16 protein-coding genes are annotated in these 16,271 nt (G+C 61.5%); 9 read left to right on the top strand and 7 right to left on the bottom strand.

What is annotated here, in order from left to right:
• A partial coding sequence (locus tag GPS82_RS09240) for a 1-acyl-sn-glycerol-3-phosphate acyltransferase (protein ID WP_296493695.1) occupies nucleotides 1-1,174 on the top strand: 1,174 nt, incomplete at its 5' end.
• Between the two features lie 15 nt (nucleotides 1,175-1,189).
• On the opposite strand, the gene GPS82_RS09235 is transcribed toward GPS82_RS09240, so the two are convergent.
• Together GPS82_RS09235 and lplT are read right to left on the bottom strand one after the other, a co-directional pair.
• Nucleotides 1,190-1,675, bottom strand: a complete 486-nt coding sequence (locus GPS82_RS09235) for a glutathione peroxidase (RefSeq protein WP_296493692.1) — start codon at nucleotides 1,673-1,675, stop codon at nucleotides 1,190-1,192.
• A 48-nt stretch (nucleotides 1,676-1,723) separates the two neighbouring features.
• Entirely contained in the window at nucleotides 1,724-3,013 is a 1,290-nt protein-coding gene (gene lplT / locus GPS82_RS09230; RefSeq protein ID WP_296493690.1) for a lysophospholipid transporter LplT, read from the bottom strand.
• Between the two features lie 123 nt (nucleotides 3,014-3,136).
• Between lplT and alr the strand changes: the two genes are divergently transcribed.
• Nucleotides 3,137-4,231, top strand: coding sequence for an alanine racemase (alr, locus tag GPS82_RS09225; protein ID WP_296493687.1), 1,095 nt, complete (start codon nucleotides 3,137-3,139; stop codon nucleotides 4,229-4,231).
• A 117-nt stretch (nucleotides 4,232-4,348) separates the two neighbouring features.
• On the opposite strand, the gene GPS82_RS09220 is transcribed toward alr, so the two are convergent.
• The 3 genes from GPS82_RS09220 to GPS82_RS09210 are packed head-to-tail and all read right to left on the bottom strand — an operon-like array spanning nucleotide 4,349 to nucleotide 7,732.
• Nucleotides 4,349-4,789, bottom strand: coding sequence for a type II toxin-antitoxin system VapC family toxin (locus GPS82_RS09220; RefSeq protein WP_296493685.1), 441 nt, complete (start codon nucleotides 4,787-4,789; stop codon nucleotides 4,349-4,351).
• Nucleotides 4,786-5,079, bottom strand: a complete 294-nt coding sequence (locus GPS82_RS09215; protein WP_296493683.1) for a hypothetical protein — start codon at nucleotides 5,077-5,079, stop codon at nucleotides 4,786-4,788. Before GPS82_RS09215 ends, GPS82_RS09220 begins: the two co-directional genes overlap by 4 nt.
• A 28-nt stretch (nucleotides 5,080-5,107) precedes the next feature.
• Complete coding sequence (locus tag GPS82_RS09210) at nucleotides 5,108-7,732, bottom strand: cation-translocating P-type ATPase (protein ID WP_296493681.1); 2,625 nt, start codon at nucleotides 7,730-7,732, stop codon at nucleotides 5,108-5,110.
• Nucleotides 7,733-7,974: 242 nt separating this feature from the next.
• Between GPS82_RS09210 and GPS82_RS09205 the strand changes: the two genes are divergently transcribed.
• The 3 genes from GPS82_RS09205 (at nucleotide 7,975) to radA (ending at nucleotide 11,413) form a co-directional block, all read left to right on the top strand.
• Nucleotides 7,975-8,871, top strand: a complete 897-nt coding sequence (locus GPS82_RS09205; protein WP_296493679.1) for a hypothetical protein — start codon at nucleotides 7,975-7,977, stop codon at nucleotides 8,869-8,871.
• A 137-nt stretch (nucleotides 8,872-9,008) separates the two neighbouring features.
• Entirely contained in the window at nucleotides 9,009-9,956 is a 948-nt protein-coding gene (locus tag GPS82_RS09200; protein WP_296493698.1) for a PQQ-binding-like beta-propeller repeat protein, read from the top strand.
• Between the two features lie 50 nt (nucleotides 9,957-10,006).
• Nucleotides 10,007-11,413, top strand: coding sequence for a DNA repair protein RadA (radA, locus tag GPS82_RS09195; protein WP_296493676.1), 1,407 nt, complete (start codon nucleotides 10,007-10,009; stop codon nucleotides 11,411-11,413).
• A gap of 23 nt (nucleotides 11,414-11,436) precedes the next feature.
• On the opposite strand, the gene GPS82_RS09190 is transcribed toward radA, so the two are convergent.
• A complete protein-coding gene (locus tag GPS82_RS09190) occupies nucleotides 11,437-12,045 on the bottom strand; it encodes a glycine zipper 2TM domain-containing protein (RefSeq protein WP_296493673.1) in 609 nt (202 codons plus the stop codon).
• A gap of 314 nt (nucleotides 12,046-12,359) precedes the next feature.
• Here GPS82_RS09190 and GPS82_RS09185 point away from each other — a divergent pair, with 314 nt between their 5' ends.
• Complete coding sequence (locus tag GPS82_RS09185) at nucleotides 12,360-13,307, top strand: fasciclin domain-containing protein (RefSeq protein ID WP_296493671.1); 948 nt, start codon at nucleotides 12,360-12,362, stop codon at nucleotides 13,305-13,307.
• A gap of 67 nt (nucleotides 13,308-13,374) precedes the next feature.
• Here GPS82_RS09185 and GPS82_RS09180 read toward each other — a convergent pair whose 3' ends face one another.
• Complete coding sequence (locus GPS82_RS09180) at nucleotides 13,375-13,827, bottom strand: tetratricopeptide repeat protein (RefSeq protein WP_296493668.1); 453 nt, start codon at nucleotides 13,825-13,827, stop codon at nucleotides 13,375-13,377.
• 238 nt (nucleotides 13,828-14,065) lie between these two features.
• On the opposite strand from GPS82_RS09180, the gene GPS82_RS09175 reads away from it, so the two are divergent.
• The 3 genes from GPS82_RS09175 to waaF form a co-directional block, all read left to right on the top strand.
• A complete protein-coding gene (locus tag GPS82_RS09175) occupies nucleotides 14,066-15,016 on the top strand; it encodes a branched-chain amino acid transaminase (RefSeq protein WP_296493665.1) in 951 nt (316 codons plus the stop codon).
• 35 nt (nucleotides 15,017-15,051) lie between these two features.
• Nucleotides 15,052-15,255 (top strand): zinc-finger domain-containing protein, encoded by a 204-nt coding sequence (locus GPS82_RS09170; RefSeq protein ID WP_296493663.1) that lies wholly within the window; start codon nucleotides 15,052-15,054, stop codon nucleotides 15,253-15,255.
• Nucleotides 15,256-15,294: 39 nt separating this feature from the next.
• Nucleotides 15,295-16,271: lipopolysaccharide heptosyltransferase II (gene waaF, locus GPS82_RS09165; RefSeq protein ID WP_296493659.1), on the top strand; the 977-nt coding region annotated here is incomplete at its 3' end.

The following is a 16,271-nucleotide window of genomic DNA, read 5'->3' as shown; positions in this document are numbered from 1 at the left end:
CATCATCCGTGGCGGGCACAACATCTATCCGCAGGAACTGGAAGAAGCCGCCTCCCATGTCGATGGCGTGCGTCGCGGTGGCGTCGCGGTGTTTCCCGCCACAGACCCGCGCACCGGCAGCGAGCGGCTGGTGGTACTGGCCGAGACACTTGAACGTGATGCCGAGGCGCGCAACCGCATCCTCGCGGAGATCAACCGCCTCGCGCTCGACCTGATCGGCCTGCCGGCCGACGATATCGTGCTGGCGCCGCCGCGCAGCGTGCTGAAAACCTCCAGCGGCAAGATCCGCCGCGCCGCCTGCCGCGAGCTCTACGAACGCGGCGCACTGATCACCACGCAACGCGCACCTTGGCAGCAAATGCTGCGCTTGTTCTGGGTCGGCTTGGCCGCGCGGGCCGAGCAAAGCATCCACCGCATCACCACTCTTGGCTGGCGCATCTGGGCCTGGGTGGTATTTGCCACCCTTGTGCCGCTGGCCTGGGTCTTGATCGCCCTGGCGCCAGGGCTGCTATTGCGGCGTCATGCAGCCAGGGCCTGCGCCCGACTGGCGTTGATGCTGACCCGACTGAGCCCCCAAGTGGAAGGGCTGACAACCCTCACTGCGAAGGCCGGGCACCCGCTGCTCATTGTGGCCAACCACGCCAGTTACCTTGACGGCCTGATCCTGACCGCGGTCCTGCCGCCCCGCTTCGCCTTTGTCGGCAAGCAGGAACTGCTGGGCAACCCTTTCGCCGCCATCCCGCTGCGTCGGCTGGGCGCGGCCTTCGTCGAACGCTTTGACGGTGCACGCGGTGTCGAGGACACGCACATCCTGGAAGCGCGTGTGCGCGAAGGCGAGTCGCTGGTGTTCTTCCCCGAAGGCACCTTTCGTGGCGAGCCGGGCTTGTTGCCGTTTCGCATGGGCGCCTTCCTGATCGCCGCGACCACTGGCGCAACGGTGGTGCCCGTGACGCTTACCGGGACCCGCGCCCTGCTGCCCGACGACTCCCTGCAGCCGCATCACAGCAGCCTGAAAGTGCTGGTGGGCGAACCACTGATGGCGCAGGGCAATCAGGACAACTGGCAGGCCGCGCTGCAGTTGCGCAATGCAGCGCGCAAGCAGATCATGAGGCAACTGGGCGAGCCCGATGCAGACGATGCATTTGCTGACGCAAAGCCCAAACCCGGCAGCTGAACCGATTCGATCAGATCAGGCCTCCAGCGCGGCCTTGATGTCTTTCTTCAGGCTTTCCGGCGTGTCGGTGGGGGCGTAACGCTTGAGCACCTGGCCGTCCTTGCCGACCAGGAACTTGGTGAAGTTCCATTTGATCGATTTGCTGCCCAGCAGGCCGGGTGCTTCAGCCGCCAGCCACTGGTAGAGCGGGTGGGCACCAGCGCCGTTGACCTCGATTTTGGCCATCATCGGGAAGGTGACGCCATAGTTGAGTTGGCAAAACCCGGCGATTTCACTGTTGCTGCCCGCGTCTTGCGCGCCAAACTGGTTACAGGGAAAACCCAGCACCACCAAGCCTTGCGGCCCGTAGGTTTCATGCAGTTTTTCCAAGCCGGCAAACTGCGGTGTGAAGCCGCAGGCGCTGGCGGTGTTGACGATCAACAGCGCCTTGCCCTGAAAATTTTTCAGTGCCACAGTCTTGCCGTCGATCGAGAGCGCTTCAAAGTCGTACACAGTCGTCATGAGTTCTCCAAACCAAAAAGTATTTATGACACCCCGTTGGCCATGAAATCAGCCATGGGCCTTGTCGTTGCGGGCAATCGCCAGCAGCCGGTCAACTTCCTCGCTGTGCTGTGCCAGGTTGCGGGCGTGCCAGCGGCGGATCAGCCACATGAAGCCGGCGATCACCACACCAAATCCGGTGATGGCGGCAAAGGTGGGCAAACCCAGCCCGGTTGACAGGCTGTAGAGCGCGCCCAGAAACAAGATGCACGCCTGCTCGTTGAAGTTTTGCACCGCAATTGAGCGGCCGGCGCCCATCAGGTTGTGGCCGCGGTGCTGCAGCAGCGCGTTCATGGGCACCACCAAAAAGCCGCCCAAAGCGCCCAGCAAAATGAGGAACGGTGCCGCCACCCAGACATTGGTGATGAAAATCAGGCCGATGATCAGTATGCCCATGACAATGCCCAGCGTGATCACACGCGGTCCATCTTCCAGCCGCATGCGCATGGAGGCCACCACGGCCCCGGCTGCCATGCCAATCGCCACCACGCCCTGCAAGGCAGACGCCTGCGTGACCGAGTAGCCCAGCGCCGCCGCCGCCCAGGCCAGCACAATGAAACGCAAATTGCCCGCCACGCCCCAGATCAGCGTGGTGGCAGCGAGCGAGATCTGGCCGAGCTTGTCACGCCACAAGCGGGCGTTGCAGGTCCAGAAATCGGGCAACAGCGCCAGCAGGTGCCGGGGCTTGGGCATGGGGCGCATCAGCACGCCCGTGAGCGGAATGTGGGTGTTGAACCAGGCGGCCACAAAATACACAAAAATAAGCACCGAAATCGCTGCCTCGGCCGGGTTGTTGATGCCGGTGTCAATGCCCGGGATGTCAATGGCCAGCAGATAGCGTGACAGATGGTGGCCCACCAGTTGCCCGCCCAGCAGCACGCCGAGAATGATCGAGCCAATTGTCAGCCCCTCAATCCAGCCGTTGGCCTTGACCAGTTGCGATGCTGGCAACAGCTCTGTCAGGATGCCGTATTTGGCCGGCGAATAGGCGGCGGCGCCCAAGCCCACCACGGCATAGGCCAGCAGCGGGTGGGTGCCAAACAGCATCATGAGGCAGCCCGCCACCTTGATGAAATTGCTCACCAGCATGACCCGGCCTTTGGGCATGGAGTCGGCAAATGCCCCCACAAAAGGCGCCAAAACCACGTAAAACAGTGCAAACATGGGCACCAGGGCGGCCTGTTGCCACTCCGGCGCTTTGCTGGTGCGCAGCAATTGCACGGCGGCGACGAACAAGGCATTGTCGGCCAGCGAGCTGAAAAACTGCGCTGACATGATGGTGAAGAAGCCGCGTTTCATCAATTGGTTTTTGCAAGCGCTCAGGGGTGGCGCTTTGGGGGGTTACATGTCTCCAAACGTTACGGGTTATAGCACGCCATTGCAGTGTCAAAATCAGCCCTACCCAATTTCCCCAGACCTTTTATGCCCCGCCCGATACTCGCCACCATCCACCCCGCTGCGCTGCAGCACAACCTGGCGCGCAACCGTCAGGCCGCCCCAGATGCCAAAGTGTGGGCGGTGGTCAAGGCCAATGCCTATGGCCATGGCATTGAGCGTGTGTTCGAGGGCCTGCGCAGCGCCGATGGCTTTGCCCTGCTGGACCTGGCAGAAGCCCAGCGCGTGCGCGATTTGGGATGGCGTGGTCCTATTTTGCTGCTGGAAGGGGTGTTCGAGCCGCGCGATCTGGAGCTTTGCTCGCGTCTCGACCTGTGGCACACGGTGCATTGCGACGAGCAGATCGACATGCTGGCGGCCTGCAAGACGCATGTGGGCCACCGGGTGTTCCTGAAAATGAATTCGGGCATGAACCGGCTGGGCTTTACCCCGGCGCGTTACCGCAGTGCCTGGGCGCGCCTCAACGCCTTGCCGCAGGTTGACGAGATCTCGCTCATGACGCACTTCAGCGATGCCGACGGCGGCCAGGGCGTTGCCGCACAAATGGCGTGCTTTGCCGAGGTCACCCGTGACTTGCCCGGCGAGCGCTCTTTGAGCAACAGTGCCGCCAGCCTGCGCCACGCCGACACGGTCACCTTATCTGACTGGATTCGGCCCGGCATCAGCCTGTATGGCAGTTCGCCCGACCACCCCGAGCACCTGGCAGGGGACTGGGGCTTGCAGCCCGCCATGACCCTGGCGGCAAAAATCATTGGCATTCAGGACATCCTGCCGGGTGCCAGCGTGGGTTATGGCTCGAAGTTTGTGGCTGAGGCACCCATGCGCGTGGGCGTGGTGGCCTGCGGTTATGCCGACGGCTACCCGCGCGTGTGCCCCACCGGCACGCCGGTACTGGTGGCGGGCGTGCGCTGCCGGCTGATCGGGCGCGTCAGCATGGACATGGTCACCGTCGATCTGACGCCGGTGCCCGAGGCCGGCATGGGCACCGAGGTAACGTTGTGGGGGCGTGCGGCCAATGGCGCGGTGCTGGGCATTGATGAGGTGGCGCAGGCGGCTGGCACGCTGGGCTACGAGCTGATGTGCGCGCTGGCACAGCGGGTGCCGGTGCAGGTGAGCGACTGATTCCTTGTGGGTCAGACCACTCGCGTAGCGACGAGCTCTGACCCCAACTAATTGGAGCGGCTTGCGGGTCAGACCACTCGCGTAGCGACGTGCTCTGACCCCAACTGATTAGAGTGCTCAGGGCAAGCTGCTCAAATGCGCTTGTGCGGCAATGGCCAGTTTTTCGTCAAAGGTGGCCAGCGGGCAGGTGAGTTCGGCGGCCAGCCAGAGGTAGGACGCGTCATAGGCGCTCAGCTGGTAGCGAGTGGCCAGCGCATAAACATCTAATGGCGATGTTTCAAACCGTTCAACGTCCATGTCGGCGTAGGCGAGCAGGCCTTCTTTCGCCAGTTCGGTAAAACCGGCTCGGTGTTTTTTGACTGCCACATTGGCAATTTCATGGTCCAGTAACCAGGGGGCCTTCAAGCTGTGCCCCTCAATGCGGGCTTGCGCTTGCACAAGCCAGTGTTCCTGAAACAAAAGCCCCGCTAGAACGCTGCAATCCACCACCAGGCTGGGGCGCACCAGATAGTGCTGCGGGGGTTCTGCCACATACAAACCGCGTGCCAGGCTGCTCATCTTGAATCCCGGTCTTCCCGAATAATGTCAACGCCCAGCGGTTGGCCCAGAACGGGCCCGTTGGGGTTCTTGGCTTTCAACTCTGCCGCAATTTGCTCCACCGTTTTCCAGCCCTGCCGTCGGCTGGTCAGGGGCTTGGCGGTATTTGCCAAAGGCAATGATTCTGGTTCGACCACGCGCTGGATCAGTGCCATGAGTTCACCTTGCAGCGAGCGGTGGTTGCGCGCGGCGCGCTCGCGCAGCGCTTGAGCCCAGGCTTCAGGCACGTCTTTGATGGAAAGGTTTGGCATAATGGCTCCAAAATGGATCTTGGTGCCATTATGGCGCCATTTTGTGTTTGAGTGCTTTCAGTAACTCAAACCACAGCACGCTGGCCAGGCCCAAACCGGCAGCGCTTGCCAGCCAGGCGATGGGCAACGGCTCGAACAAAAACAGGGAAGCCAACCACGGCACATAAAGCACCAGCCCGAGCAGGCTCAGGGCGGCTGCCACCACCCACCACAGCGTGCGGTTGGGCACCCACAGGCTGGCCCACAGCGAGCCGGCGCGGCTGCGGTTGGAAAAAATCAGCGCCAGGTTGGTGAACACCAGCACGGCAAAGGCCAGGGCGCGCGCGCTGCCTTCGGTCAATTGGGTGGCGCCCCAGGCGGTGGCCAGCATCACCACGGCCAATGCGCCCAGACCTTGGAGCAGCGCCAGCACCAGTGTCATGCCCCCAAATAGCGGCTGCGTCACATCACGCGGCGGGCGCTGCATCACATCTTTCTCGGCGGGTTCGTTCTCGAACACCATGGAGCAGGCCGGGTCAATCACCAGTTCCAGAAACGCGATGTGCAGCGGGTACAGCACGGTGGGCCAGCCCAGCAGCACCGGCAGCAGCGCCATGCCGGCGATCGGCACATGCACCGCCAGAATGTAGGACATGGACTTGCGCAGATTGTCAAAAATGCGCCGTCCCAGCCGCACTGCGCCGACGATCGAGGCAAAGTTGTCGTCCAGCAGCACGATGGAGGCGGCCTCGCGCGCCACGTCGGTGCCGCGCCCGCCCATGGCCACGCCCACATGCGCGGCCTTCAGGGCGGGAGCGTCGTTGACACCGTCGCCGGTCATGGCCACCACCTCGCCAGCCGCCTTGAGGGCCTGCACGATGCGCAGCTTTTGTGCGGGTGCAATGCGGGCGCAAATGCTCACTTCGCCCATGCGCTGTTGCAACTCGACGTCGGTCAAATTGGCCAGGGCATCGCCGGTGAGGAGTCCATCAGCCGCAAGCTTGAGGTCGGCCTGACGGGCTATCGCCAGGGCGGTGGCGGGATAGTCGCCGGTGATCATCACCACCCGGATGCCGGCGTTGCGGGCCTCAGCCACGGCTTGCGGGATTTCGGCGCGCAGCGGGTCGGCCAGCCCCAGCAGACCGATGAATTCAAAGTCAAAGTCGTGCTCGATCGCCGGCCAGTCCTGTCCTTCAAAACGGGCCCGCGCCACGCCCAGCACGCGCAGGCCTTTGGCGGCCATGGCGTCGACCGCGCCGGCAATGCTTTCCTGGGTTGGGCCATCCAGATGGCACAGGTCCATGATGGCCTCGGGTGCGCCCTTGGCCGCCACCACATGGGCATCACCCATGCGCGCCTGCCAGACGTGCGACATGGCGCGCAGCTCGGGTGTCAATCCGTAGGTTTGCATCAGCGTCCAGTCGCGGTGCAAATGTTCGGTGTCTTGCAGGAAGTGTTGCCCCAGCCGGTGAAAGGCCTTTTCCATCGGATCAAACGGGTCGGTCACGCTGGCCAGAATGGAATATTCCACCAGCGCGTGGAAGCACTCGTGCAAATCGATGGTGGCGCCGTAGTCAATCGCCAGGCTGTCAGCCTGCTCGCAAAGTTTGCTTTCGGTGGTGCCCGTGGCAGGCTGCGCCTGAGGTTGTGGCACGTAGAGTTCGCTCACCGTCATGCGGTTTTCGGTCAGGGTGCCGGTTTTGTCCACGCACAAGACGCTGGTGGCCCCCAGCGTTTCAATGGCGGCAATGCGCCGGGTCAGCACATTTTGTTTGGACAGGCGCCAGGCGCCAAGCGCCGGGATCACGGTCAGCACCACCGTGAATTCCTGCGGCAGCAGGGCCATGGCCAGCGCAATGGCCGCCAGCAAGGCCGCCAGCCAGTCGCCGCGCATCAGCCCATAGGCCGCCAGCAAAAACAGGCTCGCACCCAACGCCACCAGCGCCAGCACCTTGACGAGGCGCGCCATTTGTTGTTTGAGCGGTGATGTCTCTGTCGTCAAGCCGCCGAGCGCCTGTCCGATGCGGCCAATTTCGCTGTGCCTGCCGGTGGCGGTCACGCGCGCCATCCCCTGCCCGCGCACCAGCAAGGTGCCCGAGAACAGGGCTGACTCAGGCGAGACTTCCACGCCAGCTTTGGCAGACGCCGCCACCTTGTCCACAGGCAAAGGCTCGCCGGTGAGCAGCGATTCATCCACCTGCACCTCGGTGCCCTGAACCAGCACCGCGTCGGCCGGCACGCGGTCGCCCTCGGCGAGTATCAGCACATCGCCGACGACCACCTCGCGCCCGGCAATGCGCAGCGCAGCGCCTTCGCGCAGTACCAGCGCGCGCGGGCTGGTGAGGTCACGCAAGGATTCGATGGCGCGCTCGGTCTTGCCCTCCTGGTAAAGGGTCAGGGCCAGCACCACCAGCACCAGCCCGAACAGCACCAGTCCCTCCTGCAAGTCACCCAGCACCAGGTACAGCACGCCAGCGGCCAGCAGCAGGGCAAACATGGGGTCAGCCAGCGTTTCGCGCGCAATGGCCAGCAGACCCCGCTTTTGCGCGTCGGGCAATTCGTTGGGGCCATCGTCCTGTAGCGCCTGGGCTGCTTGCGCTGCGCTGAGCCCGACTGCCTCGTCGGGCCTATGTGTGGTGTCGGCCGGGTTCAAGCCTTTGTCCGGATTTGTCATTGAAGTTCGCAAGTTATCACAAGGTCAAGGACGGCGCCTTGCGATATGTCGCGCCCAGCGCACAAGGCGGGCACGCCCCATGAGGCCATGGCTTGATCCGTGAATGACGCGCAAGTGCGTTAGTTTTTCATCTTGTATCAGCAGAATTGTGACGGTTTGTAACTTTTGTTAGCGAAAACCCCTGGCATTAATATGTCTTAAGACTTTTAATATTCACATGTACGCATACCAAGGAGATTCAAATGCAGTGCCATCCATCCGTCAAACATTGGCTTTCCCGGCTTGCCAAGGTGACTTGTGTTGTCGGCCTCGGTCTGGCCTTCGCGGGCATGGGCCATGCTGACGACAAGCCGTCTGGCAAGCGCACCATCGCAGAACAGTTCATCCATGACATGAAAGAGGGCAAGATCAGCGAGGGCGGTGCCGATGACCATGTGGTGCAGGAGCTGATCATCAAGCGCAGTATTCCCATTACCTACAAGTACATCAACACCCTGATGAACACGCCCAATGCCTTTGGTCCCGGCGTGGCTTGCACGGTGTGCCATAACTCCAATGACCCTACCCAGAGTTACCGTGGGCTGGACTTGTCAACCTGCAAGGGCTTGATCGAAGGGTCCACCGAGTCTCCGAAACACGTGCTGTTCACGCCCGGTACCGACCCCAAGCGCGACATCCTCATCCGCCGCCTGCGCAACAACCGCATGCCCTTGGGTCAGGGTTTTGAGAATTCCACCTTCACACCGAACCACATGCTGGTCAAGCAATGGATTACCGATGGCGCCAAGAACGATGACAACTTCAAAAAGAAAGTCCTGCCGCTGTTCAAAAAAGCCAACGCCTTCGGCCCCAACACACCTGCCTGCACCGCATGCCACATGTCCAACCAGGAACCCCCGAGTTTTCATGAGTTGAACCTGAACACTTACGCCGGCATCATGCTGGGCGCAGACTCGGTGGCCAAGGGTGTGGACAAGGCCACCAAGGTCATCGTTCCTGGCGACCCCGCTGCCAGTTTTGTCTGGCAGCACCTGGCGGAAGACCGCATGCCACCCGGAATCGCACCCTCCGAGGCGCGTGACCACCCGAACACCACCATTCTGAGCGCCTGGATCAAGCAAGGGGCCAAGTGCGATTGATGGCATCTGGCAATTTGAGCCGCCGCCAATGTGTGGCGGCTCTTGCAGCCGCTGGGCTTTTGCCCGCTTCTGTTGTTTTTGCAGCAACCCAAAAACCCAGGGTGCTCAGGCGTTGGGCCACTGGCAACAGCACCTTGGTGCCTCTGGCTTTGCTGAACGGGCAGATTTTGTTCAGCGGCGACAAGACCTTGGGCCGCATTGACCCGCAGCGCAGGACGCCGGTCTGGAACGTGCCGCACCACCTCAGCAGCGACGCCGTTTACCGTCCGCGCGCGGCCGGGCTGTCGGTCATTACCGGCGGCCAGCAGGAGTTGGGGGCCTGGCAGGTCAAGGACGGCAAGCCGCGCTGGTTGCACAAGGCGCATATTCAGGTGGGCACGCCATTCGTCACACCCGAGAGAACCTATGTGGGCGACGGCCATGAATTGCTGGCCATCGACAACCGCACCGGTGCCATCGACTGGCGCTTTGCCGGAACCCCCGACACGCTGGCCAGTTATGCGCCCACCGTGGCGGGTGACACCGTGTTTTTTGGCCCGGGCAACGGCCTGCTGTATGCCTTGAACAAGGCGAACGGCGCGCTCAAATGGCAGCTCGACGACAGCAAGGAATGGCAATATATCCGCCAGATGTACGTCAGCGGCGAGGTGCTGGTGGCGGGCACGTACACCGAGTTGCTCTATGGCATCAACGTTGAAAGTGGCAAGATTCTCTGGAAATTCAAGGCCGGCAACTTCATCAACTCGCACCATGTGGCGGGCGAGGGCGCCTACCTGTGGTCGCCCACCGGATGGATTTACGCGATTGATGTGGGTAGTGGCAAAGTGCGCTGGCGCCACCAGACCACGCGCTACGGCAACCATGCGGACAATTGGGGTCACATGATGGCCGAACTGGTCACGTTAGAAGACAAGCTCTATTGCCTGGACATGAACCACGTGCTGCATGTGCTGGCGCTGGATGACGGCCGTGAGTTGCTGCGCATCCCGTTTGCGCACGACCTGCGACCCAGCGTGAGCCCGCTGCCAGGTTCACGCGCCGTGATGGCCTCCGAGTCGGGTGAGGTGCAACTGGTGCAGTGGTGAGGTGCTGGTTCGGCTGTGTTGTCTGTGGTTTTATCCAGTAACATGCCGTCATGGCCAAAGAAAAAACCCACTACGTTTGCTCCGACTGCGGCGGCACCAGTCCCAAATGGCAGGGCAAATGCCCCAGCTGCAATGCCTGGAACACGCTGGTTGAATCAGCGCCAGAGAGCGCTTCGCCGGTCAAAAACCGCTTTGCCTCGCTGGCCAAAACCGCCGAAATTGCCGTTCTGGGCGACATTGACGCGGTTGACATGGCGCGCACCCCCACCGGCCATGAGGAACTCGACCGGGTGCTGGGCGGCGGCATGGTCGAAGGCGGCGTGGTGCTGATTGGCGGCGACCCCGGCATCGGCAAATCAACCCTGCTGTTGCAGGCGCTGGACTCGCTGCAGCGCAGCGGCCAGAGCACGCTGTATGTGACCGGTGAAGAAAGCGGTGCCCAAGTGGCCTTGCGGGCACGCCGCCTCGGGCTGGACGGCTCACAAGTGAAGGTGCTGGCTGAAATCGGGCTGGACAAAATCCTGGCCACGCTGGAGGCCATGCAGCCTGACGTGGCGGTGATCGACTCGATCCAGACGGTCTATTCCGACCAGCTCACCTCGGCGCCCGGTTCTGTGGCCCAGGTGCGTGAATGCGCCGCGCACCTGACGCGCTATGCCAAAGCCAGCGGGCGCTCAGACGACAAGCCGCAGGGCCGGGCCACCAGCATTGTGCTGGTCGGCCACGTCACCAAAGAAGGCGCGCTGGCGGGGCCGCGCGTGCTGGAGCACATGGTCGATACCGTGCTGTACTTTGAGGGCGACACCCACAGCAGCTTCAGGCTGGTGCGGGCCATCAAGAACCGGTTTGGCGCGGTCAACGAGATTGGTGTCTTTGCCATGACCGAAAAAGGGTTGAAAGGCGTCAGCAACCCGAGCGCCATTTTTCTGAGCCAGCACCCCGAGCCGGTGCCGGGCAGTTGTGTCATGGTCACGTTGGAGGGCACGCGCCCGATGCTGGTCGAAATCCAGGCGCTGGTGGACAGCGGCGGACCTTCTCCAAGGCGCCTGAGTGTGGGGCTGGACAAAGACCGCCTGGCCATGCTGCTGGCGGTGCTGCACCGCCATGCCGGGGTGGCCTGCATGGACCAGGACGTGTTTGTCAACGCGGTCGGTGGCGTTCGCATCAGCGAACCTGCGGCCGACCTGGCGGTGTTGCTGGCGATCACGTCAAGTTTGCGTGGCAAACCGCTTCCCAAAGGCTTCTTTGCCTTTGGTGAGGTCGGCCTGGCCGGTGAGGTGCGACCGGCGCCGCGCGGTCAGGAGCGCCTGAAGGAAGCCGCAAAACTGGGCTTCAGTGTCGCAGTGGTGCCCAAAGCCAACCTGCCAAAAAACCTCAAGTCGAAAGACTTTGAAGGCCTGACCATTCACGCCGTGGAGCGCGTCGAACAGGCCATGGAAGTGGTGAGAAGCTTATAAGTTTGAGGGTCAGACCCAACTGATCAGTTACGCACCAGCCCGTCGCCTGACTTGCGCACTGCATCGCCGGACTTGAATCCGGGGTCCTGCTCGTAGTTGAATTCAGCCGTGCTGCCGTCGTTGTATCGCACACTCACCGTCCAGACCTTGGTGGCGTTCATATTCTCCTGGACCTTCTTGCCGGCATAAGCACCACCGGCCGCGCCGGCAATGGTGGCCAGAGTTTTACCTGTGCCGCCGCCAATCTGATTTCCCAACGCGGCACCAGCCACGCCGCCAGCAATCAGTCCAAGCGCATTGCTGTCACCGGCTTTTTCGGTGACCCGCACCGCCGTGACCTTGCCGCAAGTGGTGCACACAACCGGCTGCGTCGATGCCTTGGCAGGCGCGAGGGCGGCGATTGCCTTGTCATAAACCGTTTTGGCATCACGGCGGCACTGCAGCCGTGCCTCTGACGAGGCCTCCTCTGCGCAGAGTTTCTTGTCGGCCTCATAGCGCGCGGTAGCCGCTTGGCGCGGGGTAGGGTTCTGCGAATTATTGGAAGTCGTCTGTGCTTGCACGCCAAGGCTGCAAGCCAAGAGCAACAGGCTGCCGGTGGCAAGTGAAGTGCGCCAGCTGGTCATGTGGATCATGAAATTCTCCTGAAAAATCAGTAGTGTCCCATTGTTGTCACAGCGGAACAATGTAATTTTTTGCAATATTTGCCAAATTTGATGCTTCAGTTTGGGTTCTGAAATGCCTGAAGTTCAAAACTGCTTTTCTCAACGAGGGCGATTTGACAGTTGCCTGCGGATGCCAGGGAAGACTGCATAAGCGTCAAAGTGACTGAACGGTATTATAAATAACCATAACGTGCACAAGGATACGTTTGGGTATTTATCATTAAAGCCCATCATTTTTAACCCGCCAAAGCCTGTAAAGGCCTGGCAACTTAAGGAGTTCCACCATGCAGTCATTGGCCAAAAGAAACTTTTTGAAACTGTCCCTCGCCGCAACCGCCGCGGCTGCGCTCGCCGCTTGTGGCGGTGGCAATGACGCGATCCCTACGCCTGACATCGTGGGTGTGCTCTCGGCTGACCCGCAGTTCAGCATTTTGGTTGAAGCGGTGGTCGCTGCGGGCTTGGTGGAAACCTTGAAGAGCCCCGGCCCGTTCACTGTGTTCGCGCCGACCAACACCGCATTTGCTGCATTGCTGGTGGAACTGAAAATCACAAAGGATCAGCTGCTTGCCAACAAGGCCCTGCTGACCAGGGTGTTGACCTACCACGTCCTGGCTGCCAAGGTGCCTGCTGCCAGCGTGCCTGTGGGCAAGACCATTACGACGGTGGAGACCGGTGTGTTCAAGATTGAAAGCAGCGGGGGGCTCAAGATCACCGACGAGAGCAACCGTGTGTCCAACATCACCGCCACCGATGTGGCTGCCAGCAATGGCGTGATTCATGTGATCGACAAGGTTCTGCTGCCCTCCGACAAGGACATCGTGGCCATGGCTCAAAGCCTCGCGCCCGAGTTCAGCATCCTGGTCGAGGCCGTTGTTGCCGCCGGCCTGGTCAGCACGCTACAGGGTCCCGGCCCGTTCACCGTGTTTGCCCCGACCAATGCGGCCTTCGCTGCAGCGTTGACCGAGCTCAACGTGTCCAAGGACGATCTGTTTGCCAACACCGCACTGCTGACCAAGGTGTTGACCTACCACGTCGTGGCCGCCCGCGTGCTCAAGGCTGAGGTTCCCATCGGCGCGCCGATCACATCGGTGCAGGGCGAAACCTTCACCATTGATGCGTCATTGAAGATCACTGACCAGCGTGCCCGGGTGGCCGGCATCAGTGCGACCGATGTCTTTGCCAGCAACGGCGTGATTCACGTGATCGACAAGGTGATCCTGCCGAAGGCTTGACAGGCTTGAACCGGGCCGCGACCAGCAGCAGGTTGTGGCCCGGTGATTGAATCAAACTCTGAAAAATCTACTGCTGCAACTTGTACTGGGCGATGGCACCCGCCAGGTCAACGTATTCCTCGCAGGTCTTGTTACCGCAAATTCTCTCCAGATCAGCCAGATGTTTCTCGGCCTCGGCCGGTTTCTTGTCCATCAAATAGGCTTCGCCGATGTATTCGTGCGCGCCCTTGTGGTCAGGGTTGAGTTTGAGCGCCGTGCGGTAGTGCTCAAACGCTTTCGCCAAATCCGGTTTGGCCTGCTTGCGAAAACTGTAGGCCAGCAGGTTGTGCGCATCGGCATTGCGGGGTTCCTCCTTCACGGCGGCTTTGAATTCGGTGATGGCGACCGACCATTTTTTGGCTTCGATCGCGTTGCGGCCTGCCTCCATGCGCTGCGCCGCCGAGGGTTCGGGCTCGGTGGGCGTGTCGGCAGCAAATGCGCTGGCGCAACCAAACAACAGGCAAATCAGCATTGACCTCATACCATGGGCTCCTTGAAAAACTATGAAAAACGCACCTGACTTTAGTGGCAACGGGTGGCCAATTCAAGCTCAGGGCTTTTGCTGGAGTCATAACAGCAGTGCCTAACGCCTGCGCGGCCCGGTCGTGGCCTTGCGCTGGCTGGTGCGACCAGCAAAATCCTGAATTGTCCGAGCGGTGGTTCGCGGGGCCCGTAAAATCCCAATCTTGCCGCCTGCCCCTAATTTGAAGGAACAACCGATGACTCCCCTGCCCCCCGACTTGTCTGACCGCGATGGAAAAATCTGGATGGATGGCCAGATGGTGGAATGGCGTGATGCCAAGATCCACGTGCTGACCCATACCCTGCACTACGGTTGTGGTGTGTTTGAGGGGGTGCGCGCTTACAAAACGGCCGACGGCACCGCGATTTTCCGGCTCGAAGAGCACACCCAACGCCTGCTCAACAGCGCCAAGATTTTGCGCATGGCGATTCCGTTCAGCAAAGAGCAAATCATGCAGGCGCAAGTCGATGTGGTGCGTGCCAACAAGCTCGAGTCCTGCTACCTGCGCCCCTTGAGCTGGATCGGCAGCCGCAAGCTCGGCGTCAGCCCCAAGGGCAACCACATTCACCTGATGGTGGCGGCCTGGGCCTGGGGCGCCTACCTGGGCGACGAAGGTATGACGCGCGGCATCCGCGTCAAGATTTCAAGCTACACCCGCCACCACGTCAACATCACCATGACGCAGGCCAAGGCGGTGAGCAACTACACCAATTCCATCCTGGCCAACACCGAGGCGCTGGATGACGGCTACGACGAGGCCATGCTGCTCGACGCCAACGGCTTCGTCAGTGAGGGCTCCGGCGAAAACGTTTTTGTGGTGAAAGACGGCGTGGTCTACACGCCTGATTTGTCCGCCGGCGCGCTCAACGGCATCACCCGCAACACCGTGCTGCACATCTGCAAGGACCTTGGTATTGAGGTGGTGCAAAAACGCATTACCCGCGACGAGATATATATCTGCGACGAGGCTTTCTTCAGCGGCACCGCGGCCGAGATCACGCCCATTCGCGAGCTGGACCGCATCGAGCTGGGCAAGGCCGGCTATGTGGGCACCCGCGGCCCGATCACCGAAAAAATCCAGAGCGCGTTCTTTGACATCGTCAACGGCCGCAACCCCAAATATGCCCACTGGCTGACCAAGGTCTGAGACAGCGCCATCCCGGACCAATCAGGAGAATAAACATGACAACTGCAACCGTAGAACTGCTGGCCAAAGACCTCAACCCTCAAGGCGGCGTGTATTGCCCCAGCCCGCTGGCTGACATGAAGCTGTGGAACAGCCACCCCAAGGTGTATCTGGACGTGGCCCACAGCGGCCAGGCCAAGTGCGCCTATTGCGGCACGGTGTACAAGCTCAAGGAAGGCGAGCATTTTCACGGCCATTAATTGGGGTCAGATCCCAATTAATTTCAGCCTTTGAACGGCTTGAAGCGCTCACTCATCATCGCTCCGCAGTGGATTGGCGACGCGGTGATGACCGAGCCGCTGCTGCGCCGCCTGCACGCGCGCGGTGAACGGCTCACGGTCGGGGCGCTGCCCTGGGTGGCGCCGGTGTACCGCGCGATGTCGCAGGTGGCAGACGTCATTGAATTCCCATTTGCCCACGGTGGTCTGCAATGGCGGCAGCGTTGGCAGCTGGCCCGGCAGATCAAGGACCAGTTTGACAGCGCCATCATCTGCCCCAACTCTTTCAAGAGCGCGCTGTTGCCCTTTTTGGCGGGCATTCCTGAACGGGTCGGTTATCTGGGTGAGGCGCGCGTCGGGGTGTTGACGCGGCGCCTGAAAAATCCGGCCAAAGGGGAGCGCCCGCCGATGGTGGCTTTTTATTCGGCCTTGAGTGGCGATGCGGACGTGGCGGGCGACCGGCCGCAGTTGCACCTCGCAGCGCAAGAAGTGGATGCCGCCTTGCAGGCTTTGCGTCTGACACGCATGGGCTACCACGTGTTTGCGCCCGGTGCCGAATACGGTGAAGCCAAACGCTGGCCCGCCGCCCACTTTGCCACGCTCGCAGAACAACTTGACTTGCCGGTGGTGCTTTTAGGGTCCGGCAAGGAGTTTGCCCTGTGCGCCGCCATTGCCGACCCGGTCAACGCTCGGCGACCGGGCCACTGCATCAATCTGGCAGGAAAAACCACCCTGGCACAAGCCCTGGCCGTGATTTCAGCCTGCAAGAGCTTGGTGAGCAATGACTCCGGCTTGATGCACGTCGCGGCTGGCTTTGGGGTGGCGCAGGTGGCGATTTTTGGTTCCAGCAGTCCGCTTCACACACCACCGCTCAATGACCTGGCGAAGGTGCTGTGGCTCAAGTTGGACGCCAGCTACCAGCCACCGCTGGACTGCGCGCCCTGCTTCGAGCGCGTTTGTCCGCTGGGCCACACGCGCTGCCTCAATGACGTCCTGCC

This window comes from Rhodoferax sp. (assembly GCF_011391645.1).
Taxonomy (GTDB): domain Bacteria; phylum Pseudomonadota; class Gammaproteobacteria; order Burkholderiales; family Burkholderiaceae_C; genus Rhodoferax.
This window is presented reverse-complemented; position numbering and strand designations above follow the sequence as displayed.

Bases quoted from the DNA above. Each gene is read 5' to 3' on its own strand.
- GPS82_RS09190 (WP_296493673.1), bottom strand. From the start codon at position 12,045: ATGATCCACATGACCAGCTGGCGCACTTCACTTGCCACCGGCAGCCTG.
- GPS82_RS09210 (WP_296493681.1), bottom strand. From the start codon at position 7,732: ATGACAAATCCGGACAAAGGCTTGAACCCGGCCGACACCACACATAGG.
- GPS82_RS09185 (WP_296493671.1), top strand. From the start codon at position 12,360: ATGCAGTCATTGGCCAAAAGAAACTTTTTGAAACTGTCCCTCGCCGCA.
- radA (WP_296493676.1), top strand. From the start codon at position 10,007: ATGGCCAAAGAAAAAACCCACTACGTTTGCTCCGACTGCGGCGGCACC.
- GPS82_RS09220 (WP_296493685.1), bottom strand. From the start codon at position 4,789: ATGAGCAGCCTGGCACGCGGTTTGTATGTGGCAGAACCCCCGCAGCAC.
- GPS82_RS09170 (WP_296493663.1), top strand. From the start codon at position 15,052: ATGACAACTGCAACCGTAGAACTGCTGGCCAAAGACCTCAACCCTCAA.
- GPS82_RS09180 (WP_296493668.1), bottom strand. From the start codon at position 13,827: ATGAGGTCAATGCTGATTTGCCTGTTGTTTGGTTGCGCCAGCGCATTT.
- GPS82_RS09205 (WP_296493679.1), top strand. From the start codon at position 7,975: ATGCAGTGCCATCCATCCGTCAAACATTGGCTTTCCCGGCTTGCCAAG.
- lplT (WP_296493690.1), bottom strand. From the start codon at position 3,013: ATGAAACGCGGCTTCTTCACCATCATGTCAGCGCAGTTTTTCAGCTCG.
- GPS82_RS09215 (WP_296493683.1), bottom strand. From the start codon at position 5,079: ATGCCAAACCTTTCCATCAAAGACGTGCCTGAAGCCTGGGCTCAAGCG.
- alr (WP_296493687.1), top strand. From the start codon at position 3,137: ATGCCCCGCCCGATACTCGCCACCATCCACCCCGCTGCGCTGCAGCAC.
- GPS82_RS09175 (WP_296493665.1), top strand. From the start codon at position 14,066: ATGACTCCCCTGCCCCCCGACTTGTCTGACCGCGATGGAAAAATCTGG.
- GPS82_RS09235 (WP_296493692.1), bottom strand. From the start codon at position 1,675: ATGACGACTGTGTACGACTTTGAAGCGCTCTCGATCGACGGCAAGACT.